The sequence below is a fragment of the Ruegeria sp. B10 genome (genome assembly GCF_056539825.1).
The window spans coordinates 224,655-248,105 of sequence record NZ_JBQFVP010000005.1 but is presented as its reverse complement, the minus strand read 5'-3'; the positions used below and the strand labels follow the sequence as shown (position 1 = coordinate 248,105).

General features: G+C 62.0%; 21 protein-coding genes. 3 read left to right on the top strand and 18 right to left on the bottom strand.

What is annotated here, in order from left to right; translation table 11 throughout:
• Positions 1-190 precede the first annotated feature (190 nt).
• Both ACR0J4_RS09255 and ACR0J4_RS09250 read left to right on the top strand, forming a co-directional pair.
• Entirely contained in the window at positions 191-661 is a 471-nt protein-coding gene (locus ACR0J4_RS09255) for a rhodanese-like domain-containing protein (RefSeq protein WP_170641018.1), read from the top strand.
• Positions 661-1,485 (top strand): alpha/beta fold hydrolase, encoded by an 825-nt coding sequence (locus tag ACR0J4_RS09250; RefSeq protein ID WP_170641016.1) that lies wholly within the window; start codon positions 661-663, stop codon positions 1,483-1,485. Before ACR0J4_RS09255 ends, ACR0J4_RS09250 begins: the two co-directional genes overlap by 1 nt.
• Here ACR0J4_RS09250 and mdoH read toward each other — a convergent pair whose 3' ends face one another.
• The 13 genes from mdoH to cbiE all read right to left on the bottom strand — a co-directional run bounded on the left by mdoH (position 1,486) and on the right by cbiE (position 16,179).
• On the bottom strand, positions 1,486-3,354 hold the full coding sequence (gene mdoH / locus ACR0J4_RS09245) for a glucans biosynthesis glucosyltransferase MdoH (protein WP_170641014.1): 1,869 nt from the start codon (positions 3,352-3,354) through the stop codon (positions 1,486-1,488).
• Positions 3,351-4,850 carry a glucan biosynthesis protein G gene (locus ACR0J4_RS09240; RefSeq protein ID WP_170641387.1) on the bottom strand — a complete coding sequence of 500 codons (1,500 nt, stop codon included), beginning with the start codon at positions 4,848-4,850 and terminating at the stop codon, positions 3,351-3,353. Before ACR0J4_RS09240 ends, mdoH begins: the two co-directional genes overlap by 4 nt.
• Positions 4,847-6,067, bottom strand: coding sequence for an OpgC domain-containing protein (locus tag ACR0J4_RS09235; RefSeq protein WP_170641012.1), 1,221 nt, complete (start codon positions 6,065-6,067; stop codon positions 4,847-4,849). The genes ACR0J4_RS09240 and ACR0J4_RS09235 overlap by 4 nt, the downstream gene beginning before the upstream one ends.
• Before the next feature lie 28 nt (positions 6,068-6,095).
• Positions 6,096-7,466 carry a tetratricopeptide repeat protein gene (locus ACR0J4_RS09230; protein ID WP_170641010.1) on the bottom strand — a complete coding sequence of 457 codons (1,371 nt, stop codon included), beginning with the start codon at positions 7,464-7,466 and terminating at the stop codon, positions 6,096-6,098.
• 179 nt (positions 7,467-7,645) lie between these two features.
• A complete protein-coding gene (locus ACR0J4_RS09225) occupies positions 7,646-8,830 on the bottom strand; it encodes a CoA transferase (protein WP_170641008.1) in 1,185 nt (394 codons plus the stop codon).
• Positions 8,817-10,436: a thiamine pyrophosphate-binding protein gene (locus ACR0J4_RS09220; protein ID WP_170641006.1), complete on the bottom strand. Its 1,620-nt coding sequence runs from the start codon at positions 10,434-10,436 to the stop codon at positions 8,817-8,819. Before ACR0J4_RS09220 ends, ACR0J4_RS09225 begins: the two co-directional genes overlap by 14 nt.
• A gap of 81 nt (positions 10,437-10,517) precedes the next feature.
• Positions 10,518-10,976, bottom strand: a complete 459-nt coding sequence (locus ACR0J4_RS09215; RefSeq protein ID WP_170641004.1) for a DUF302 domain-containing protein — start codon at positions 10,974-10,976, stop codon at positions 10,518-10,520.
• A 77-nt stretch (positions 10,977-11,053) separates the two neighbouring features.
• Positions 11,054-11,797 (bottom strand): precorrin-6A synthase (deacetylating), encoded by a 744-nt coding sequence (gene cobF, locus ACR0J4_RS09210; RefSeq protein ID WP_170641002.1) that lies wholly within the window; start codon positions 11,795-11,797, stop codon positions 11,054-11,056.
• Complete coding sequence (gene cobA / locus ACR0J4_RS09205) at positions 11,790-12,518, bottom strand: uroporphyrinogen-III C-methyltransferase (RefSeq protein ID WP_170641000.1); 729 nt, start codon at positions 12,516-12,518, stop codon at positions 11,790-11,792. Before cobA ends, cobF begins: the two co-directional genes overlap by 8 nt.
• Positions 12,515-13,837, bottom strand: coding sequence for a cobyrinic acid a,c-diamide synthase CobB (locus tag ACR0J4_RS09200; protein ID WP_170641385.1), 1,323 nt, complete (start codon positions 13,835-13,837; stop codon positions 12,515-12,517). Before ACR0J4_RS09200 ends, cobA begins: the two co-directional genes overlap by 4 nt.
• The gene (gene cobM, locus ACR0J4_RS09195; protein WP_170640998.1) at positions 13,824-14,618 is read right to left on the bottom strand and encodes a precorrin-4 C(11)-methyltransferase; all 795 of its coding nucleotides are present in this window, start codon (positions 14,616-14,618) and stop codon (positions 13,824-13,826) included. The genes ACR0J4_RS09200 and cobM overlap by 14 nt, the downstream gene beginning before the upstream one ends.
• On the bottom strand, positions 14,615-14,983 hold the full coding sequence (locus ACR0J4_RS09190; protein ID WP_170640996.1) for a cobalamin biosynthesis protein: 369 nt from the start codon (positions 14,981-14,983) through the stop codon (positions 14,615-14,617). Before ACR0J4_RS09190 ends, cobM begins: the two co-directional genes overlap by 4 nt.
• A complete protein-coding gene (gene cbiE / locus ACR0J4_RS09185; protein ID WP_170640994.1) occupies positions 14,980-16,179 on the bottom strand; it encodes a precorrin-6y C5,15-methyltransferase (decarboxylating) subunit CbiE in 1,200 nt (399 codons plus the stop codon). The genes ACR0J4_RS09190 and cbiE overlap by 4 nt, the downstream gene beginning before the upstream one ends.
• Here cbiE and ACR0J4_RS09180 point away from each other — a divergent pair.
• Positions 16,178-16,942, top strand: coding sequence for a cobalt-precorrin-6A reductase (locus ACR0J4_RS09180; RefSeq protein WP_170640992.1), 765 nt, complete (start codon positions 16,178-16,180; stop codon positions 16,940-16,942). The genes cbiE and ACR0J4_RS09180 overlap by 2 nt on opposite strands.
• On the opposite strand, the gene cobJ is transcribed toward ACR0J4_RS09180, so the two are convergent.
• The 5 genes from cobJ to cobN are packed head-to-tail and all read right to left on the bottom strand — an operon-like array spanning position 16,915 to position 23,447.
• A complete protein-coding gene (gene cobJ, locus ACR0J4_RS09175) occupies positions 16,915-17,667 on the bottom strand; it encodes a precorrin-3B C(17)-methyltransferase (RefSeq protein WP_170747378.1) in 753 nt (250 codons plus the stop codon). The genes ACR0J4_RS09180 and cobJ overlap by 28 nt on opposite strands.
• Complete coding sequence (locus ACR0J4_RS09170) at positions 17,664-18,392, bottom strand: precorrin-2 C(20)-methyltransferase (protein ID WP_170640988.1); 729 nt, start codon at positions 18,390-18,392, stop codon at positions 17,664-17,666. The genes cobJ and ACR0J4_RS09170 overlap by 4 nt, the downstream gene beginning before the upstream one ends.
• Positions 18,389-19,018 carry a precorrin-8X methylmutase gene (locus tag ACR0J4_RS09165; protein ID WP_170640986.1) on the bottom strand — a complete coding sequence of 210 codons (630 nt, stop codon included), beginning with the start codon at positions 19,016-19,018 and terminating at the stop codon, positions 18,389-18,391. The genes ACR0J4_RS09170 and ACR0J4_RS09165 overlap by 4 nt, the downstream gene beginning before the upstream one ends.
• Positions 19,018-20,157 (bottom strand): precorrin-3B synthase, encoded by a 1,140-nt coding sequence (cobG, locus tag ACR0J4_RS09160; RefSeq protein WP_170640984.1) that lies wholly within the window; start codon positions 20,155-20,157, stop codon positions 19,018-19,020. Before cobG ends, ACR0J4_RS09165 begins: the two co-directional genes overlap by 1 nt.
• Positions 20,154-23,447 carry a cobaltochelatase subunit CobN gene (cobN, locus tag ACR0J4_RS09155; protein WP_170640982.1) on the bottom strand — a complete coding sequence of 1,098 codons (3,294 nt, stop codon included), beginning with the start codon at positions 23,445-23,447 and terminating at the stop codon, positions 20,154-20,156. The genes cobG and cobN overlap by 4 nt, the downstream gene beginning before the upstream one ends.
• Positions 23,448-23,451: the final 4 nt, after the last annotated feature.

Sequence of the window (23,451 nt, the reverse complement as noted above, 5' to 3'; positions counted from 1 at the left end):
ATGACAGATTTTGTAGGATAATTTAATGATTGTCCAAAAATTGCAAGGTTTTGACAGATGTTAAAAGGTGTATATCGAACCTATCTTTATGCGTGATAATGACGCGAACTTGATCCAGCTGCCGGAATTCCCCGGCGCGCGGTTGCAACCCTTGTGATAGAACCAAGCCATGAGTGCAGGAGAACGCCATATGGCAGACGGGAAAAGCCGAACGCGACGGTGGGTATTGATGGGTGGGGCAGGCGCAATTGCCGCAGGATTTGCCATTCGTGAGTACCGTTTGATCCCGCAGGACTACGCAGGCGGCCAGCTGGAAGTGACGCAGGCGCATCAGAAGGCTGTCGCCGGAGATGTGTTGCTGGTGGACATCCGCACACCTCGGGAATGGAGGGCCACAGGCGTCGGACAGGGGGCGCAGCCGCTGGATATGCGTCGCGAGGATTTCATTCCGGCCCTTGTGCAAATGGCGGGCGGCGACATGTCCGCCCCTGTGGCGCTGATCTGCGCGCGTGGGGTCCGTTCGGCACGGTTGAGCAATCAACTGACCGCAGCCGGGTTTACCAATATAATTGACGTGCCTGAGGGTATGTTGGGCTCAGCCGCCGGGCCGGGCTGGGTGCGGGCCGGTCTGCCGGTTGAGACCTTTGTTGAGGGAGCGTGATGAAATACAAATACTGGCTATCTTTCTGTCTGGCCGCAGCGGCGCAACCGGCCTTGGCCGATTGTGGCCCGGATGAAGGCACCTGCGAGATCGCCTCGGGCGCGTATCACATCGAGCTGCCCGAAGCTGACAACCCGCCTCTGGTCGTGTTTCTACATGGTTACGGAGGCAGCGGCTCAGGAACCATGAACAATCGCAGCATGGTCGAGCCTCTGCTGGCGCGCGGCTATGCGGTGATGGCACCGGAGGGGTTGCAGCGGCCGGACCGGGGTGGCATTCAAAGCTGGAACTTCTATCCAGGCTTTGGTGAGCGTGACGAAACGGCCTTTCTTAGCGAAGCGGTGGATGACGCTGCTGAGCGGTTTGGCATTGACGGCGAACGCGTTGTTCTAGGAGGGTTTTCCGCCGGCGGCTTCATGGTGAACTACCTCGCCTGCGACGCGCCTGAGACTTTCTCGGCCTTTGTCCCCGTCTCAGGTGGTTTCTGGCGTCCGCATCCCGAATCCTGCGCTGGGCCGATCCGCATGTTTCACACCCATGGCTGGATCGACAATGTCGTCCCGCTCGAAGGGCGTCTGCTGGGCGGTGGCCGTTTCCATCAAGGCGATATCTTTGCCGGGCTTGAGATCTGGCGCGAAGCAAATGGCTGTGTTGATACTAAGCCCAGCGGGTTCTCGACCACGGGCCAGTTCATGCGGCGCAGCTGGATGGGATGTGCAGAAGGCAGCGCGCTGGAATTCGCGCTGTTCCCTGGCGGTCATACGGTGCCCAGCGGGTGGGCGGATATGATGCTGGATTGGTACGAAGGCTTGCCCGGCGGTTGATTATTCCGCTGGGGTCATGCTGCCCTTGCCCTCGATCAGGCGCTTCAATTCATTGCGATGACGCCGGGCCGAGCGGGTGATGGCGGGCTCAGCAAAATCCTCACGCATGCCGACCAAACGGCGGGCGGTTCCGGCGGATACACCGCTGAGCGCCGACAACGGGATCGCCAGCGCAAGGCTGATTGCTATCGGGGCCAGCCAGACCGAGACCAACCCGGCCAGAATACCAACGCTCAGCGCGACGCCACTGACGGTTTCCAGCGCGTGGCACAGGACTAGCGTACGCAACGAATAGCTACCCCCGTCACGCGCCTGAGGGGACCAGCCCTTCTGGATGCCCAAAGCGGTACGGAACACGGCGATCATTTGCTGCACCATCAGGATCGGCGCGTAGAGGATCGACAGGATGACCTCGAACAGGAACGAGGTGAAGAACCGCCGCCAGCCGCCGAAATCCGAATAACGCACACCGCTGAGGGGTAGGGCGGCAACACCCAGAACCTTGGGCGCCAACAGCATGGCGTACATGACCAGAATGATCAGCACATGGCGTGTCTCAGACATCTCCGGCCATTGTGGGAACAGAGGGTTGTCGGGGCTGAAATAATGCAGGACCGAGGCGTCCTCGCCCTGACCGATCAGCGCCCACATCAGCAACAGCGCAAACCACAGCGGCGACATCAGGTATCCGACCGCTCCATGGAACATGTGAAACCGCGAGACGGACCGGAAACCGCGCGAGCCCAGCAGTTTCAGATGTTGCAGGTTCCCCTGACACCAGCGGCGGTCCCGCATGGCGTGGTCGATAAGGGTGGGTGGTGTTTCTTCGTAAGAGCCGCGAATGCGCGGCAGGAACCGCACGGCCCAACCCGCTCGGCGCAGCAGACCGGCCTCGACAAAGTCGTGGCTCATGATTAGCTTTTCCTGCCCGTTTGACGCTCGGAGCTTGGGCAGTCCGGCACAGGTGGCAAAGGCCTTGGTGCGGATGATGGCATTGTGGCCCCAATAGTTGCCCTCTTGCCCACACCAGCGGGCCAGACCTTCGGCAAAGGCGATACCGTAGACGCCATTGGCGAATTGCTGCATCCGGGCAAAAACCGACTGTGCGCCAATGAGTTGCGGGTAGCTTTGAATCAAGCCCGCACCGGGATCACGCGCCAAAGAATCCGTCAGCCGAGCAATCGCGCGGCCCGTCATCAAACTGTCGGCATCCAGCACCAGCATCGCGTCCCAATCTGCACCCCAGCGGCTGACCCAATCGGCGATATTGCCAACTTTGCGGTCGGTATTCTGTTCGCGACGGCGGTAGTAGAGCTTCAGGTCGGGGGCTAGCGTGGTGCGCAGTGCCTCAATACTGGCTTGCTCTTGCGCGGCGATGTCCGGATCGCGGGTGTCCGAGAGGATGAACATCGCGTATTCATGCTGCCCGCCTCGGGCGCGCAGTTCTTCCAGCATGGTGCGGGCATTGCCCAGCACGAACCACGGCACCTCGTTGTAGGTTGGCATCAGCAGGGCAACGCGCAGTGGTTGCGCGCGGTCTTGTCGGATCGGGCGCTCCTGCCGGGACAGCGAGATCATGCCCAGCAGCACGGTGCAGACCGTGAACGAGATCCAGAAGAAGTTGAACGAGATCAACGTTAGAAGGATGGCTTCGACAAGGTTGATGCCTTCAGATCCGAACCAGTCGCTCATGACCCATAGCAAACCCAGCGTGGCTGCCATTGCTGGCGAAAACGCCAGCGCGCGCCAGAACCCGGCCGATGGGCGGGCACCCGCAGGTACCTGCGCATCACGGAAACCATTGCGGAAATCCTGCGCGGGCATTGTCAGCGGTGCCTCGGGTGGCATGATATGCAGGTCGCGGCTCATGCGGTCCAACGGTACAGCCAGACTTCGGAGGCGGGTTGCTTGCCGACCAGCAATTGCGCGCGAAGCTCCACATGGTCTCGTTCGCCCGGCTGGAACGAGAACGCCAGACGCACACCGCCGGTATCGGGGTTGCGCTGCAACACACCGTCCGAGGTTTCCGCATGAGGCGAATTCGCGAAAATGCTGACTGCCTCCAGATCGTCGAACAGAGGGCTGGGCTCAAAGTCGATCACGGCCAGACGGCCTTCGCCAAAGGTGTTCTCACCCATTGCCGTGTTGATGACCCGTGGCATCGGCGTGCGCTGAGGTTCCTCGCCCCAGATCAGGCGATAGCTCAGGTCAACCTGGCTGCCAGCGGCATAGGGCTCGGCGGGGCGCCAGTAGGCGACGATATTGTCATAGATCTCCTGATCGGCGGGGATCTCGACTAGCGTCACCGTGCCCTTGCCCCAATCGGAGCCGGGCTCGACCCACAGGCTGGGACGCTTATGATAGTTCGCCTCAAGATCCGCGTAGTCCGAGAATTCGCGCTTGCGCTGCATCAGGCCAAAGCCCTGAGGGTTCATGTCCACGAATGATGAGATTTGCAAACGGGTCGGGTTCGCCAAGGGACGCCAGATCACCTCACCTGCGCCGTTGCGGATCAACAGCCCGTCGCTGTCATGAACAGCGGGGCGGAAATCGTCGAAGCGGCTGTGGTTGGTCTGATCGAACAAGAACATCGAGGTGCCGGGCGCGATACCCACATGCGGCAGCTCTTCGCGGGGGAAGAGGGTGGCCTCGATATCCATGATGCAATCGGCACCGGCGGTGACGTTAAAGCGGTATGCACCTGTCACGCTGGGGCTGTCCATCAGCGCGTGGACAACCATGTTGCGCTGACCGGGTTCGGGACGTTCCAGCCAAAAGCGGATGAATTCGGGGAATTCCTCGCCATCCGGGTCGCCGGTTTTCAGGGCCAAACCGCGCGCGGACAGGCCGTAGACCTCATGCAGACCAATGGCGCGGAAATAGCTGGCGCCTTGCCAGACGCAGAACTCATCGGTCTTGCCGGGGCGGTGCATTTCCGTGCGCAGGCGCAGGCCCGAGAACCCAAGCGTTTCGTCGATTGGAAGGGTCGGGACCTCTTCTGCCTTGTCGAACATCTCAAGGTCGAAAGCGACCGGCTTGGCCATCCCCTTCTCGACAGTCGTGACCTTGACCGTGCGCGGGAAATACAGGCCGGGGGTGAAGAAATCGACGTTGAAGGGGGTCTCGGTCTCGTACCACAGGGCGCGGTCCAGCCGGAACCGGATCGAGCGGTATTGCGTATAGGTCAGGTCCTGCCATTCCTGCGGCACCATCTCGCGCTCGGCAAAGGGGCGGCTGGCCAGTTCTCGGGCCAGTTCAACCACGTCGTTGCGGTCGAACGGAACCTCTGACCCCGAGGCAAAGGTGGTCGGCGCCAGAAACAGCGCAGAGGTCGAGGCCAGAAATGCGCGGCGATTCAGATTCATTTCTTTGATTTCCATGGCTGAGATTTGAACCAGGCGGCCAGATAGGCCACCCCGATGATCATGGCAAAGCCAATCATGTTGGCGACAAAGACACTGGCAACATCCCGCTCGGTCTGATCCAGCGCGACCCCGATCAGGCGGGCTGCGGCCATCGAGAACACAAAGACCGCCAGGGATTGCTGCCCCACTTTGGTGATCAGTTTCAGAACCACCTGCCAGATGCGCGCGCCCAGAGAGTGCCCGGTGGCGATCAGACGGTGACCATGCTCACCTGCAACGACCCAGCCCAGATAGGCCAGCGACAGGAAGTGGATGTAGCGGAACAGGCCGAACTCGGTTTTTCCACGCAGTTCTTTCGTCAAAGGCCAAATCTCGCGGATTTGTTCGGCCAGACCAGGGGCTGCTGATTGAACCCACAGGAAAACCTTCCACGACCCGAAGGGCGCGGACACAACCAGAAATGCAATGGCCGCCCAGATCAGTGCTTTTGATACCGGAGGCGCCGGAAGCCAGCCGCGCATAAAGGCGAACCCAGTGAAGAACAGCAGTTGCCAACCGAATGGGTTGAAGAACCATTGACGGTCCGACCACGGCTCAGCCGGAAGGGCCAGCACTCCAGTCTGGGCGACAAGCCAGATCGCGACCGACACAGCCGCCATCAGCCAAAAGCTGACGCGGTAAAGGGCCATGTAGAGCGGCATCATCGCCAGAACGACCAGATACATCGGCAGGATGTCGAAGTAGTTCGGCACATAGGTCAGGGTGAAAATCCCGACCATTTGCGGCAGCGGGTCATTGAAGAAATGCTGCAGGTTCAGCGACGATACGTAGCTTTTTTCAAACAGGCCGGAATTGTCCAGAGCGGCCATGCTCATGGCCACAAAGAAGAACAGACAGATATGCGCCCAGTAGACCTGCCAGATGCGGAACGCCACGCGGGCCGTCCCCATCCACCAGCCTTTGCGCAGGAAGGCGCCGCCAAAGGCGATGGCCGAGGCCATGCCCGAGCAGAACACAAAGATCTCGGTCGCGTCCGAAAACCCGAAACGGGCCGGGATCCATTTGGCCCAAGGATCGTTCGGGATATGGGCGATCAGGATGATGAACATCGCGATGCCGCGATAGAAATCCAGTCGCGGATCGCGCACACGGGCAGTGGGCGCTGCGGCCGAGGCCGCAACAGGCGCAAAATCAGAAGCGGGCGAAACAGTCGCCATACGTTTTCTGTCCTTCTTGGTCTTTTTGTTATTCAGCCGGAACGCTTTGTGCGTCGCCGTTGTCGCGGGCCGCGCTGATCAGGGCGCGGCGCGCGAGTGCGTAATTGTCCTCGCCTCCAGCGCGTTTGGCCCGGCGATCATCCAGAATACGCTCGACAGCATCCAGTCGCCCGGCGCGCAGGCCGGAATCAATTGTGATGCGCTCGAATACATCACGTTGGGCGTGACTGCCACCGGCCAACTGCATGCCCGAGCGGGCGGTCGACAGGAAATCAAACGCCGCGCCGTACAGACCGTCCCCAAATGCCTCAAGCCCTTTGGCGGCGGCTATGCCGGGGTCAGACATGCGGATCGGTGTGTCGCCTTGATTGCGCTGCGCGTCTTTCTGGATGCGCTGCAGCATCTTGCCCGTCGCGTCCGAGCGGTTGTCGCCGGTCAGCGCCAGCAGATAATGCAGGTCGGCGAAAATCAGGCAGCCATCTTCGGTCCGGGCAGCGCTGAGATCAGCCAACTCCTCCCAGCGGTCGCCGACATCAATGCCTTCAAGCTCCATCCGGGACAGTAGCGAGGTTGCGTTCGAGATATCGCGATAATCGTCAGTCTTGTCCTTGCGGATATGCTGGTCATAGAGGTCGATGACCTGATCAACCTGACCCAAATCCAGATGCATCAGCGCCTTGTGCCACCAAACGTGATAGCGGAAGTTGTTGCAATGGGCCCAGGCGTCCTCACGCCCCGCCAGCCAATCCAGGCCGAGCTGAGCATTGCCCGTCATCTCGTGAACATGTGCGACCGCGTGCAGACCCCAGGCATCGTCGGACACCATCCACAGTGCCTGACGACCGGCAATCTCGGCCTTTTCGTAGGATCCGGTCTCTTCCAACGCGAAGGAATGACAGCCCAGTAGATAGCCACGGCCCGCATGATCCGGCTCATAGGCAGGCATGACGCGTTCGATCGAACGCCGCATGCCCTCTGCATCGCCAAGCACAAACCGGGTGGCATGGCTGAGCTTCATTGCCAGCGAGTCGGTCGGATGGGTGCGCAGCACCTCTTCGAATTTCTGCACTGCTTGTGAAGGCAGGTCCGCCAGATAGAGGGACAGGGCCTCAACAAATAGCTGCTCTCGCTTCGAGATGGGCTGGCGTTTCATCGCTTCATTGGCGGCGCTCAGCGCGTCGACGGCTACGGGTAGCATCTCGCGTCGGCCCAGAAGAACCATGAACAGGCCCTTGACCGCGTGGCCCAAAGCGAAGTCGGGCTCAAGCTCCAACACTTTTCCCAGATGCTGAGGGGTAATCGCCGCATGCGCCATGAACCCAAGCAGAACACCGTCCCATGCCTCGACGGCCGCCGGGTGGGTCAGAGTGTTCATCTGTCCAAAAACGTCTTGTTTCATACTTGGGTCCAATCTGGTTGCGGTATTTGACACTGTTCGATTTACCAGAGTCTGCGACGGCCTCGTAACAGTATCGACCCTGCTCTCGAATTGGTGAAATCGCGTGTGTGAAAAAAGTGAAAAAAACCGCCGATTCAAGGGCATGTTTCAGCAAGTTGCTGCCGAAACATGCAAGTGTTTCAATCTTCGAACGGGTTTTCAGCGCTTAAAATATCATCAGTATCGGCCCCAAAGACCGGCGGCGCATGCCGATATGTTACAGGTGTGAGCGACAGGTTGAGTGGATTGCCGATCAGATTCACCTCTCCCGGTTGGGCCTGCATGGCGATCTTCATCTGCCGCGCGGCGACCTGATCGGTGTCAAACACCTGATCCACCGTTTGCACCGGGCCGACGGGTACCTTGCGGGCCTCAAGCTCGGAAATCACGGTCGTCGTCGGATGCTGTTTCATCGCCGGGCGCAGGATCGCGTTCAGCGCGTCACGGTGCTCCAGTCGCGCCGGATTGGTGGCAAAGCGTGCGTCGTTGGCAAGATCCGCGTGGCCGATGAACGCGCAGAATCTACGGAACTGGCTGTCATTTCCAACGGCCAAAATCACGTGACCATCTGCTGTCTCATATACCTCATACGGGACTATATTCGGATGTCCGTTGCCACGCCGTTGAGGCACCTGGCCCGAGGTCAGGTAGTTTGTGCCCTCATTGATCAACCATGAGATCTGGGCATCCACCAAGGCAAGGTCGATCTGTTGCCCTTCACCGGTCTGATCGCGGTGGCGCAAAGCTGCCAGAATGCCAACGGTTGCGTACATGCCGCACATCACATCGGCGATGCCCACGCCCACTTTCATCGGCGCGCCCTCGGGGTCGCCGGTCAGGGACATGATCCCGCCATAGCCCTGCGCCATCAGGTCATAGCCGGGCTTGCTGGAGTTGGGTCCCGTCTGCCCGTAGCCGGAAATCGAGCAATAGACGAGGCCGGGAAGATCCTGCGACAAGCTGTTGTAGTCCAGCCGGTATTTCGCCAGTCCGCCGGGTTTGAAATTCTCGATCAGGATATCAGCATGCGAGGCCAGCCGCTTGATCTCGGCTTGCCCTTCAGGCGTTGCAATGTCGATGGCAACGGATTTCTTGTTCCGGTTGGCCGACATGAAATACGCGCTCAGGTCGGAACGGTTGCCCGCTTCATCCTCAACATACGGCGGGCCCCATTGCCGCGTATCATCCCCACCGGTCGAGGGGTTTTCGATCTTGATGACGCTTGCGCCCAGATCGCCCAGAAGTTGGGTGCAGGTCGGTCCGGCCAGAATGCGCGACAGGTCCAGTACCTTTACGCCTTTGAGCGGCCCACTAGATTCGGCCATCATATCCTCCACGCTCGATCTCGGCAGCGATGACGGTGAAGCGGTCGGCTTTGACCGCCTCATCAAGTGCTGCACGCAGTTCTGCGCGGTTGCGGACCGTGTGTCCATAGCCTCCGAACGCGCGGCCCAGAGCGGCAAAGTCATGGCGGTCAAAATCGACCCCGTTGTTACCCATCTGCCGTTGGCGTTGTTTCAACTCGATCAGGGCGAGGGAGGCGTCGACAAAGACGAGAAAGATCGGGTTGCCGCCCATTTCGGCGGCAGTCGAAAGCTCTCCGGCGACCATCAGGAATCCGGCATCGCCCGAAAAGCTGATCACCGGACGGTTCGGTTCCACCAGTTTCAGCCCGATCGCCATCGGAACAGCGCAGCCCATGGTGCAAAGGGCCGAGGACTGGATCAGCCCGCGTGGCTCCGAACACGCCCACATCTGGCTGAGGAGAATGCGGTGCGCGCCGCTATCCGCCGTTGCCAGAGTATTCGCGGGCAGGGCAGCGCGGGTTTCGGCGATCACGCCAGCCGGGCCCCAGTCGTCATCCTTTGGGAAGGCTTCCGCCAAAGCTGCTTTGACCTTCGCGGGTTCTCCGGCAGGCCATGTGGCGCGGGCGGGGTTGCCTTTGGCGATGGCCTCGAGGGTCTCGCCAGTATCGGCGACAAGGTTTAGCCCGGCCTGATGCATGTAGTGATCATTGACCACGGCCGAGATGTCGATCACGCGCGTTTCCTCGGGGTCCCAGATCTCACGCCAGCCGGGGCGCATTTCGATAGGGTCATAACCCAGGCAGAGAACCAGATCGGCCTGTTCCACCAGCGGGACAAGGTGTTTGTCGGCCAGAGGGGACAAACCGGCACCGCCGAGACACAAGGGATGATCTTCGGGCACTACGCCTTTTGCTTTGTAGGTCGTGACGAAGGGGATGCTGAAATGCTCCAGAAACGCCTGAACCACGCTGCGAGAGTCGTCATAGAGGACGTCCAGCCCGATGATCGCAATCGGACGCTCGGCCTCGGCCACCCAGCGTCGGGCTTTGGATAGGCAATCGCCTTCGGGGGCCACTGCGGCCACTTTGGCCAGACGGCGGCGTTTCGTCGATAAGACGCGGGTATCCGCGACCGAGATCGGGACGTCGATATGCACCGGGCCGGGGCGGGGCTGGTTGGCAAGCGACACCGCCTTGTCGGCGATGATATCCGCGCCCTCAGCGGTGAGGGTAAAGGTCCCTTTGGTGATAGAGCGATAGACTTGGCTGTGATCCATGACCTGATGCGTGTAGGTCAGCGCCTCATCCGCGTCGACGCAGCCGGTCAGAACGATCATCGGGACCCGGTCTTGCAGCGCGTTGGCAACCACGTTGATCCCGTTCATCGCGCCGGGGCCAAGGGTTGCAACCAGTATCGCGGGCGCGCCATCGCGGTGATGGACGGCTTCGGCCATGAACCCGGCAGCGTTCTCGTGTTTGGTCAGATGAAAGGTGATGCCGGCCCGTTCTAGCGCGTCCATCAGCGTCAGAACCTCGCCGCCCGGCATGCCAAACGCATGGCGGCACCCTGCCTCATACAATCGTTGAGCCAGTAGATCCGCCGCGCGGGGAGAGAGGTCCTGCATCAGTCATGCTCCGAGAAAAAGATATGTGACAGCAAATGTCTGACACACCGGCAAGAGGCAAGCGGGTTCACATCAGTGTGACTATTTGACGGCTGTTTCCGCGATGGATTGAAACTTTTGGTCCAGTTCTGCGGCAATATCGGACAGGGCCTGCCCACCTTGATCCGCGTAATGCTCGAACACAAAGCTGGGGGTTTTGTATGACAAACTCGCAGTGCCGTCGTCATTTTCGGTTACATACAGGCGAATCGGCGCCTCGATCATCGCCGCGGTCGAGGTTTCCAACACCCGCACCGCGTAGTCGTTGTTGAACACGCCGATCACACGATTGCCCGGAATGGTGATCCCACGGGCCGCCGCCGCTTTGGTCGGCCCGGCCTGAGTGACAACGATCAGCCCGTGTTCTTTGACGGCGGCCTTGGTGTCGGCCACCAGCGCGTCATAGGATTTCCCCGTGTCATGAACGGCCCATCCCGGCAGGGCCTGATCCGCCAGAGCAGGCGAGGCCAGCAAGTAGACAGCAGCGCAGATTGCTCTCATCAAAGGGTCTCCGTCTTGTTGGTACCCAACTAGAGCAGGTTTCGCCCATCGCTGCATTCACATTTTCGTATGAGTCTTCAGGGTGACCGCTTTTGCAGCAGGTAGATATCCATGATCCAACCATGATCGGCGCGTGCCTGCGCACGGGTGGTCAAAATGGTCTCGGCTACCTCATCCAGCGGGCCGTGGATCAGGATCTCTTCCTTCATGCCGACATAGGCGCCCCACCAGATATCGAACGCCTGCATGTCCAGAGCCTGGAACGAACACTCTCCGTCCAGCATCACGGCAACCTTGGTGGCGTCCGAGGGCCAGCCTTCGTCGCGAATACGACGACCAGTGGTAACAACATAAGGCGCGCCGATATCGTTGATGGGAATGGCATGGGCTGCCGTCAGTGCCTGTAGCGCGGTAATCCCAGGAATCACCCGTTTGCGCGGTTGTGGGTCCAGTCGAGAGGCAATCCGCAGGGAGCTGTCGTAAAGCGAAGGATCACCCCAGATCAACAGGGCGATCTTCGAGGCCTCAGGATGCGCCGCCATCGCTTCTTGCCAGCGCAGTGCAATGGCATCGTGCCACTCATCCACACCTTGCAGATACCCGTTGTCCGAGCGGCGCTTGGGGATATCGAAATACGCGATCTGCGGAGGGGTCTCAGTGACCTTGGCGATGATCTCCTCCCGCAGCCCGGCCAGATCGGCTTTGTTCTCACCCTTGCGCGGGATCAAGATCAGATCCGCCTCGCGGACTGCCTGCGCGCCTTGCAGGGTCACGTGATCGGGATTGCCGGTGCCGATGCCGATCAGGGACAGTTCATACATCCTCGTACTCCGCCAATGGACCATAGAGGATCAGGGCAGGGGCCGTTCCGATCTCGGATTTCAGCGTTTCGGCCAGCGCGCCAATGGTCGAGCAGTGCAGCTTCTGATCCGGTGTGGAAACGGATTCCGCCATCAGTGCGGGCGTGTCCAGCGGCAGGCCGTTTTCATGCAGCGCCTCGACCAGCAGCGGAAAGGTCCGTTTGCCCATAAACACAACGGTGGTCGCCGCAGCATCCGCCAAAGCGGCTAGATTCAGATCGGGGGGCAGCTGCCCGCTGACATCGTGGCCGGTGACAAACTGTACTCGCCGGGCCGTCAACCTGCGGGTCAACGGAATACCGGCAGCGGCAGCGGCAGCGATGGCTGAGGGGATGCCGGGAATGATCTCATAATCGATCCCGGCTTCGCGCAAGGCGACGATCTCTTCCTCAAGCCGCCCAAACATGCCACCATCACCCGATTTCAGCCGAACGACACGCTGTCCGGTCTGCGCGTATTCCACGAGCAGGCGGCTGACATGATCCTGTTTGGGCGAGGGCCGTCCGGCCCGTTTGCCGACGCCCACAAGATCAGCATCCGGTTGCGCGTGGCTCAGAATGGGCCCGCTGCTCAGATCGTCGAACAGAACGGCGTCGGCCTTCTGCATCCGGTCCACGGCCTTCAGGGTCAGCAATTCCGGGTCTCCCGGACCGGACCCGATGAATGACACAAACCCACTCATGCCGAGGCCTCGGCGATGAGGTGAAAGAACGTACCGGTGACATTGCCACGGCGCGATCCGGTCTGCGGGCCTTCATCCCCTTCGGCATCGAACACGCGCGCCAGCGGTGCATCAGGCTGTTCGATGATCGAGGAATAGTGGAACTCATGCCCGCGCAGCGATGCGCCTTGCGCAAACCCTGGCATCGGAGACAGCAGTTCAGCCCGGCGATACCCCAAGTTGAACTTGCGCTTCTGGTACGAGGTCTGCAGCCCCAGCAATCCAGCCATCTGGTGCGGCACGCCCTCTTTGTCGATCAGAACCTCACCAAGGGCCATGTAGCCACCGCATTCCCCATGCACCGGCTTGGTTTCCGCGTGTTTCCGCAAACCGGTCAGGAACGTGTCCGCCGCGGCCAGAGTGCCTGCGTGCAGCTCCGGATACCCACCCGGCAACCAAACCAGATCGGCATCATCTGCGGGGGCTTCATTGGCCAATGGCGAAAACGGCTGGATCTCGGCCCCCGCCGCGCGCCATCCCTCCAACAGATGCGGATAGGTGAACGAAAACGCTGCATCCCGGGCCAGCGCGATTCGTTGCGCCGGAGGCCGCGGCAGCGCGGCTGACGATGGCCCTTTGGGGCCTGAGGAAGCCGCCAGTTTGATTGCCTCAAGGTCCACATGCTCCCGCAGGAACGCAGCATAACCCGCAATGGCACTTTCCAGATCGGGATGCTCAACCGCTTGAATAAGCCCCAGATGGCGTTCCGGCAGAGTCAGGTCTCCGCGACGGGGCAATACGCCCAGAACCGGCAGGCCTGCACGCTCCATACCCAACCGCGTTAACCGCTCATGCCGAGGGCTGGCGCAGCGGTTCAGGATCACTCCGGCAAAAGGCAGGTCGGGTTTGTACATTTTGAACCCAAGCGCGGTGGCCGCTGCTGATTGGGCCTGACCGCCCACGTCCAACACCAGCACAACAGGCCAGCCCATCCGCTGTGCTGTCTCGGCGCTGGATCCATGCCCCAGCTCTCCGGGTTTGGCGACGCCGTCAAACAAGCCCATCGAGCCTTCGGCCACGACGATATCCGCCCCTTCGGCCTGATCCGAGATCGCCCCAAGCAGCCCGTCGCCCATCGCCCAGCTGTCCAGATTGAACGAGGCACGCCCCGCAGCTGCGCGGTGGAAGGCCGGGTCGATATAGTCGGGGCCGCTCTTGAACGGCTGCACGGTGAGGCCATCCTCGGCCAGCGCCCGCAACAGGCCCAGCATCACGGTGGTTTTGCCCGTCCCCGAAGAGGGGGCGGAGATTAGAATGCCCGGAGGGTTAGTCATCACCATGACTCCAGCTCGACCACGGGCTGTCCGCGCTCTGAGGGCGGTAGCGGCGGTCATAGTCTTTTGAATACAGGCAGCTCTCGTCGAACCCTTCACCCGCCAGCGCAGGCCCGACCATGATCAGCGCGGTGCGCGAGATGCTCTCATCCAGCGCGTCTTTGAGGGTGGCCAACGTTGCACGGATGATCCGCTCATCTGGCCAACTGGCCCTGTAGACGACCGCCACGGGACAGTCAGCGCCATAGGCAGGGCTCAGATCGGCAATCACTTTGTCCAAATTGCCGATCGACAAATGAATGGCCAGTGTCGCGCCGGTGCGTGCGAAGTTTTCCAGCGTTTCGCCTTCGGGCATCGAGGACGCACGGCCCGGGGTCCGCGTCAGGACCACCGATTGCGCCAGGCCAGGCAAGGTCAACTCTGTGCCCAAAGACGCCGCAGCCGCCGCGAATGAAGGCACCCCCGGGGTCACGCTGACGGGGATGCCCATCTTCTTCAGACGGCGGACTTGTTCACCCATCGCTGACCAGACCGACAGATCGCCCGAATGCAGGCGTGCTACATCCTGGCCGGCCTTATGCGCCGCATCGATCTCGGCCATGATCTGATCCAGATCCATGGGCGCGGTGTTGATGATCTTCGCGCCTGCGGGACAGTGGCTCAGAATTTCTTCGGGCACCAGAGATCCCGCATAAAGGCAAACGGGGCAGGAGGCGATGATATCGCGCCCACGCAGGGTGAGCAGATCGGCGGCGCCCGGTCCGGCGCCAATGAAATGAACGGTCATGAGTGTCCTCCGATGGCAATGGCGCATGTCGCCAGCCGGTCGTCCGAGATATGTCTGGGTGAAAGAAGCCGCGCGCCATTCCCGGCGGCGGCCAATGCGGATGCTTCGGCCACGCTGCCGGTGCCATAGGTGGCTCGGCTGCGGTTCGAATATGTCAGGGTGCGCTGCCCGGCCAGATCGGCTGCGGCAACGAAATGCAAGGGCAAGGCAAGGCCTTCTGCGAAACTGGCAAGTGCCAGATGACCCTCTTTTCCGGCAACGGTTGCCAAAGCTTGAACTTCATGCGCAGCGGCGACAGCGTTAAAGGCTGCGCGCAGGCTGTCCACTGTTGCGCTCGATGAAAAACCAAGGCCTGCGACGATCATAGCGTCACACTCCACTGCACGACCGGATAGGCCGATTTCCAACCACGACGGGGGCCGAGTGGAGCCGATTGCGCGAGTTCAATCCGCAAAAGGTCTCCGCCCAATTCTTCGTGCCAGCGGGCCAGCAGCGCTTCACTCTCCAACGTGACGGCATTGGCGACCAACCGGGTGCCCGTGCGAAGGGCATCGCGCAGCCAGGCCAGGAGGTCGGCGCTGAGGCCACCGCCGATGAAAACAACATCAGGCAGGGGCAGACCCGGCAGCACATCCGGCGCCGTGCCATGAATGACGTTTAACCGATCTTGCCCCAAAGCGTCGGCATTGCGCCGAATGCGTTCGGCACGATCGGCACGCGGTTCGATGGTTGTGGCCGTCAAGGTCGGATCACACATCAGCCATTCAATGCTGATCGAGCCTGTGCCACCACCGATATCCCACAGATGCTCACCGCGTTGCGGGGCCAACGCCGACAGGGTCAGCGCACGGATGGGGCGTTTGGTAATCTGGCCGTCGGTCTCGAAAATCTCGTCGGGTTTTCCCGAGGCCTTAGGGAAAACGCGCCCCTCGCCCGCAACCTCTAGCCCGACGCAAACTGGGTGATCGAACGTGCCCAGAAGCGCTTCGGTCAACGAGACCGAGCGCGCGCGTTCACGCGGGCCTCCCAGGGCTTCCATCACGTGCAACTGGGTATCGGCGAACTCGGTCTCGGTCAGATAGGTCGCAAGCTCTGCAACGGCCGCACCATTGCGCAACAGGATGATCGCGCGAAGCCCCGGAGACAGGTGGGGTCGCAAACGCGTCAGAGGGGCGGCGTGCAGGCCAAAGGTCTGGGTACTCTCCAACGGCCACCCCAAACGCGCGGCGGCCAGCGAAAAGGTGGATTGGCCAGGTCGGGAGGTCCACTCGGCGGCTTCGAAATTGCGTGCAATCACCGAACCCGCGCCGAACCAGAACGGATCGCCCGAGGCGAGAACCACGGTCGCACGACCCCGAAGCCCGGTCAGGATAGGCAGCCCGTCGGAGAAAGGCACCGGCCATTCGATCCGCTCAGCCCCTGTTTCGGGCACCAGTGACAGGTGCCGAGGCGGGCCCATGATGACCTCGGCCCGATCCAGCACTTGACGGTTTGCAGGCGACAGGCCATCAAGCCCATCTTCACCCAGGCCCAGAACGGTTAGCCACGGAGTATCAGACATGACCAACCCCCTGATCCCCAATGTGCTTATTCTGGGCGGCACGACCGAGGCGAACGCTTTGGCCAAAGCCGTTTCCGAACAGGGGCTTGCGGCGATATACTCCTACGCGGGACGAGTCGAGAATCCGCGCCCGCAACCCTTGCCGGTTCGGGTCGGCGGGTTTGGCGGCGTGCAGGGTCTGGTTGCTTATATCCGCGACAACGGGATCAGCCATGTGATTGACGCGACTCATCCATTCGCCTCGCAAATGAGCCGAAACGCGATTGAGGCCTGCCGTGAGGCGCAAACGCCACTGGCCGCGCTGACGCGACCCGCTTGGCGCGCGCAGCCCGGCGATGACTGGCGACACGTTCCTGATATCCCCGCCGCAGTTGATGCGTTGAACGTCGAGGCGCAGCGCGTGTTCCTTGCAGTTGGTCGGGTGCATCTTGAGGAGTTCTCTGCCCAGCCCCAGCATCACTATTTGCTGCGACTGGTCGATGCGCCCGATGAGTTGCCCTTGCCGAATGCCGACGTGGTTGTCGCCCGCGGCCCTTTTGCCGAGGCTGACGACCGCGCGCTGATGCAAAGTCACGGCACGCAGTTGGTTGTGTCCAAGAACGCAGGCGGCACCGGCGCGCGGGCCAAGCTGGACGCGGCGCGCACGCTGGGCCTGCCAGTGCTGATGATCGACCGTCCGGTCCTGCCGGAGCGGACCGAGCTGTCGACGATTGCACAGGTTCTGGACTGGCTGGCTCATTCCGGGGTGAACCTCGGGGTGTAGACGATCGGCGCGCCGTCGCGCTCAATCACGCGGGTGCGAGATGATCCGACGATGACCACGGTCTGCATATCTGCCATGTCAGGAGTGGCCTCGGCCAGAGTGGAAATCCGGATCGCCTCGTCCTCGCGCGACACTGCACGCGCGAACAGGATCAGGCGTTCCGGCTCACATTCCTCACGCAGGATTTCCAGCGTCTTTACAAAGCCTTCCGGCCGCGATTTCGAGCGCGGATTGTAAAAGGCCATTGAAAAATCCGCCTGCGCCGCCAGACGCAACCGCTTTTCGATCAGGGACCAGGGCTTGAGGTTGTCACTAAGGTTAATGGCGCAGAAATCATGCCCCATCGGTGCACCGGCGCGGGCAGACGCAGCCAGCATCGCAGTGATACCCGGCAGCACGTCAATCTGAATGTTGCGCCATTCTTCCGGGCCGTTCTCCAGCGCCTCGAACACCGCAGCGGCCATCGCAAAGACACCCGGATCACCCGAGGACACGACGACCACGCGTTTCCCCTCGGCCGCCATCTGCAGCGCGTGTTGCGAGCGATCGATCTCAACCCGGTTGTCACTGGCGTGCAGCGTCAGGCCGGGGCGTTCGGCCACGCGCGCGACGTAGGGGATGTAGCCGACCACATCGGTCGCCTCGGCCAGTGCAGCGGAGACTTGGGGCGTGACCAAATCCTCATTGCCCGGCCCGAGGCCCGTGATCTTGACCCAGCCGCTCATGGCCGTCGTCCCTGACCGTGTACCAGGATGATCGAGAAATAGGGGGTGATCCCGTCGCAATTTTCGGACAGTTTGCAGACGCGTTGGTTCGGCATTTGCGCGTATTCCACGATCCACGCGCGGTCATACATCCCAGCGGTCTTGAGCGCGCGCTTCACCTTGTCGATATTGCGCCCGATCTTCATCACGACCAGTGCGTCGGTCTGCGCCATACGCTCGGCCAGAACCTCTTCGGGCAGGGTGGCGGCCAGAACAGTCAGGATATCGTCGCCCCATGTGATCGGATCGCCGGTTGCTGTCCAAGCGCCGGACATGCCGGTAATGGCCGGTACGACCTCGACGGGGGCGATGTCGCGCAAGCGGGTATATAGATGCATGAACGAGCCGTAGAAAAACGGGTCGCCCTCGCAGAGAACAACGACGTCTTCGCCCTTCTCAGCAAGGGTTTTCAGATGCTGCGCGCAGTCCTCGTAGAACGCCGCCAACAACTCATTGTAGCGCGGATCGTTCAGAGGGATCTCGGTTGTGACGGGGTATTCCATCGGGAACTCCACCGCGCCTTCCGGGATCATACCGTTGACGATCTGGCGGGCCTGACCACTGCGGCCCGGCTTTCGGAAAAACGCCACGTGGCGGGCATTGCGCAGCAGGCGGTCGGCCCGCACGCTCATCAGGTCGGGGTCACCGGGGCCGAGGCCAACGCCATATATCTTGCCGGCGCTCATTCGGCGCGGCTCGCGATGGCGTTGATGGCGGCGACGGTGATGGCGCTGCCGCCCAGACGGCCTTTGACGATGCAGGACGGCACCGGTTGCGCCTCCCACAGGGCGTCCTTGGATTCGACCGCGCCGACAAAGCCCACAGGGCAACCGATGATTGCAGCGGGGCGTGGGCAGTCGGAGTCTTCCAGCATGTTCAGCAGGTGAAACAGAGCCGTCGGCGCATTGCCGATAGCGACCACAGCGCCTTCAAGATGCGGGCGCCACAACTCTAGCGCCGCAGCAGAGCGTGTGTTGCTCATCTCTTCAGCCAGAGGGCGCACGCGCTCGTCATGCAGCGTGCAGATCACCTCATTTTCGGCGGGCAGGCGGAATCGGGTCACGCCCTCGCTGACCATGCGCGCGTCACACAGAATTGGCGCGCCGTTTTCCAGCGCGGTACGCGCGGAGGATACAAAACCGGGTGAGAAATGGACGAATTCTTCCAGCCCGACCATGCCAGCCGCGTGGATCATCCGAACGGCGACCTGCTCTTCATCGGCGTCGAATCGGGCCAGATCGGCCTCGGACCGGATGGTTGCAAAGCTCTCCTTGTAGATCGCCGCGCCGTCGGTTTCGTAAGTGTAGGGCATCAGGTGAAGTCCATCGTCATCAGTGTTTCGGGGTCCAGCCCGCGCAGGATTGGCTCATCCCCCGCACGGCCCTGTTTGACAAGATCAAATCGTTCGTTCTGGCCGACTAAAGTCACATCCGCGGGGCCCATACGGGCGCACCCTTTGGAACACCCCGAAACATGAAGTGTGCCGGGTACAAGCGGGGCCAATTCGCGCGCGATATCGCGGGTTTCCGCTTGCGCCTGCGGGCATAACGGAGCACCGGGGCAGGCGTCGGTGGTCATAAGCGGGTCGGTGCCGTCCATGACAAAACCCGGTGCGGGTATCGCCGCCCCGCCTTCCAGCAGGATCAGGCGCCAGGGGGTGACACGCAGGGCAGAGGCGCCACTGTCGCGGATCAGCACGTGCAGTTCATTTGCAGGGAGTTGACCGAAGGTCGCGCCATAGAGGCTGCCCAGATCGCAAGCGCCCGGTTGTAAAGATGAACCGATGGGGCCGGGGTCGCTCCCCTGCCATTCCGCAGGTAGACCAAACGCCGCCACGGCCCGCGCCATGCGTCGGGTGTCTGGCGTGAAGACCTCGGCAAACCAAGTGGCCAGAGCAATCAGGTGATCAATGGCCTCGGCTTCGGAGACGACACGTCCTGTCTGAGCCCCATCTGCGCGCAGGATCAGGTCATCAGCGGAGCGCTCCATCCGTATATCGGCCGAGTCCGCCGCCAGCAAGCGCTCCGGTCCCGTGTCGATGGCAAAGCCGAATTTGGCCGGTAGAGCAGGCAACTCGCTCAGGCGGTCGATCAATTCCTGCGCTAGCCGCGCGGTCAGGTCGCCCGGCTGGTAAAGCGGTGAGACCAGAATGTTGCGCCGAACTTCGATACCTGGCTCCGCGTCCAGCAGCCCAAGCGCGGACAATTCGGACAGCAAAGCCTGGTGTTCCCCTTCCTGCACGCCGCGCAACTGCAGGTTCGCACGGTTGGTCAGGTCGATTGTGCCGTTGCCGAATTGCTGGGCCAGTTCACACAGGCCAAGCGCTTGTGGCGCGGTCAGCCGAGCCAGCCGAGGGCGCACGCGCACCACCAGCCCATCCCCAGACATCATCGGTCGGTGGGCGCCGGGGCACCAACCTTGGACGACTGGTTTTGGGGCGGGGGCGCTCATCCCAACCCCTCCAGATCCGCCCGGATCGAGTTGCGCCGGGTATTCCACAAGCCGGCATCCAGCAGCGCGCGGAACCGGTCCTGCATGGCCTGATGGGCTTGCGGATTGGCTCGCAGCAGGAAGGCATCCACATCTTCATCGCCCAGCGTGGCATCGTGGTAGAGGTCGAACAGATGCGGCGCAACAGTACCCGAAAGATGCGCAAACGAGGCCATATGATCCAGTGTCGCCGCGATCTCGGCCGCGCCCCGGAAGCCGTGCCGCTGCATCCCGGCGATCCAGTCCGGATTGGCAGCGCGGGCGTGGACGACGCGGCTGATCTCTTCCGGCAGGGTGCGGGCGCGCGGGTTCTCGGGGTTGGTGTTGTCCAGATGATACAGCTGCGCGGTGCCACCCGTGGCCTTCTTGGCGGCGGCAAAACCGGCCTCATGCGTGGCGTAGTCGTTGGCTAGCAACAAGTCTGTTTCGGTCAGGTCCTGCAGGTGAACAAAACTGTCGGCATGCGCCACGCGTTGGGTAATGCCCGCCTCATCCTGAACGATGTTCTCGCCCTCCAGCGCGAAGGAGCTGGCCTCAAGCCATGCCTCACCGGCCTGCGCGCGCGCCTCGTCGGTATAGACCTCGGACAGTTGGGTCATGTTGACGCCATAGCTGCCAGGAGCAGGACCAAAGACGCGGGCCGACGGGGCCTGACCGGCATAGGGGTTCCAGTCGGTCGCCTCATCCCGCGCCGCCAACGCGCGGATCGCCTGACCGTAAAGCGCCGAGAGGGTTGGGAAGACGTCCCGAAACAGGCCCGACACACGCAGCGTCACGTCCAAGCGCGGGCGGCTGAGGTCAGTGATCGGCAGCACCTCGATCCCTGAGACCCGCTCGGAGCCTTTATCCCAGACCGGTTTGACGCCCAGAAGGTGCAGCGCCATGGCGAATTCCTCGCCCGCCGTTCGCATGGTGGCCGAGCCCCACAGATCGACGATCAGCCCCTTGGGATAGTCGCCTTCTTCCTGAAGGTGACGGCGGACCAGTTCCTCAGCCAGTTTGACGCCTTGGGTGTAAGCCGCCCGCGTCGGCACTGAGCGGGGGTCGGTAGTGAAAAGGTTACGCCCGGTCGGCAGAACGTCTGAGCGTCCGCGATAGGGGGACCCGGACGGCCCGGCCTCGATCCGCTTCCCGGCCAGCGCGTCGATCAGAGCGCTGCGTTCTGCATGGGCCGAGGGCGCAGGGTCGAAAGTGCCTGACACCTCAGGCGCGCGGCCATAGATATGCAGCCCATCGCCAAACTGGCTTTCTTTGATATCGCAGACAAAGCGGTCGATGCGGGTGATCGCCTCGGCGGTGCAGGTGGCCTGATCGAGGCCCAGATCGCTTTCCAACCCGATGGCCTGTGCCTCGTCGCGGATATCTTCCTGAAGGCGGTCGCGGCGTTTGGGATCCAGCCCGTCGGCATTCGAGAACTCATCGAGTAGAGATTCCAGCCGCACCATGCGATCCGGGGTGCCGCTTTCCTTCATCGGGGGCGGGATATGGCCCAGCGTGACAGCCCCGATCCGACGCTTGGCCTGCGCGGCCTCGCCTGGGTCATTGACGATGAAGGGGTAGATCACTGGCAGGTCGCGGATCAGCGCCTCGGGCCAGCAATTCGCCGACAGAGCTACGGACTTGCCCGGAAGCCACTCCAGAGTGCCATGTGCGCCGATATGGACCAGCGCATCTGCGCCCAGCCCCTTGCGGAGCCACAGATAGAAGGCGACATAGCTGTGGCGAGGGGTGCGAGACAGGTCGTGGTAGTCGTCATCGCGCAGCTCGGGCGTGCCGCGTTCGGGTTGTAGTGCAACCAGCGCGTTGCCGCGACGCAAGGCGGTGAAGTGGAACGCGCCTTCAGTAAAAACCGGGTCGTCTTCGGGCGTACCCCAAACGGTTTGGAGATCGGCGCGCAGTTGCTCGGGCAGGTCAGCTAGGGCTGCCTGGTAATCTTCCAGAGACCATGAAATGCGCGCGTCCAGTAGGGTTTCCGCAATCGGCTCAGCCGGTGCGGTGCTGTAGCCCTCAGCCTGAAGATCGGTCAGGATCGCCTCGGCCGAGGCCAGCGCGTCGAGGCCCACCGCATGCGCCATTTGCCAGTCTTTGCCGGGATAGGTCGACAGCACCAGCGCGGGCACCTGATCCGCCTTGGGCTTGTCATGCAGGGTCAGCCAGCCGGTGACGCGGTCGATAATCGCTTCGATCCGCTCTTGCTCAGCCCGGTGGGCAAAGCGGGAATATTCCAGATGCGGATCGCGCTTGCCAGGTTCCTTGAACGAGGCGATGCCCGCCGAAATGCGCCCGTCCACTTCGGGCAGCACCACATGCATGGCGAGATCGGCGGGGGAGAGGCCTCGTTCCGCCTCGGCCCAAGCCTTGCGGCGGGACGTGGCGAGGGCCATCTGAAATACCGGCACGCCCGCCGCGTCCAAAGGGGATGTACCCGACGAGCCTTTGCCCGAGAAGGAGGTGGCGTTGATGATCGCCGAAGGCTTCAGAGCGACGATGTTGTCACGCAACCATTCAGCGGCAGCAGGAGCCTTGAGCGAGGGGGCGAATAGGCCCACCGCCTCGAACCCGCGACCCCGCAAGCTGCGGATCACGGCGGCAACAGGGGCCGTATCCGCCGAGGTCAGGTAGGCGCGATAGAAGGTGACGACGATACGTTTTGTGTCGCCCGCAAAGGCCGTCTCAACCGGGATCACGCCGCGATCAGGACACCACGCGCCAGATTCGGGCAGGGTCTTGGCCCCCATCACCGGGCCAGCGTAAAGCCCCGCCGCGAGCGCCATCTGCGCCAAGGCGGCCTGTGCCGCGACTTCACCGCCGGTGTCTGAAAGATGGGCCAGACGGCGCAGCGTCGAGACGGGTAAGGTGGAATATTCATCCAGCCGCGTATCCTCACGCCCGTCGGCGGGCAGGACGGCCAGCGCGATCCCCTTGGCCTGCGCAAGTGACAGAACTTGCTGCAGCCCGTAGGCCCAGTAAGGCACGCCGCCAATCAGACGGATCAGAATGCCCTTGGCGCCCTCCAGCGTCTGTTCCACATAGGTGTCGACTGACAAAGGGTGCTTCAACGCCGTCAGGTTCGCCAACCGCATCGTGGGCATACGCCCATCCGGCCCGCCACCGCGATGCCAGCCCGCCGCGAAAGCGCCAAGGTCGCTGTCCGAGAAGGACAGCACCACCAAATCCGCCGGGCTCTGGCCCAGATCGGTTGGGGTTTCTGTTTCTTCTAACCCGTGGCTTTCGCGGAAGACGACGTGCATTGGT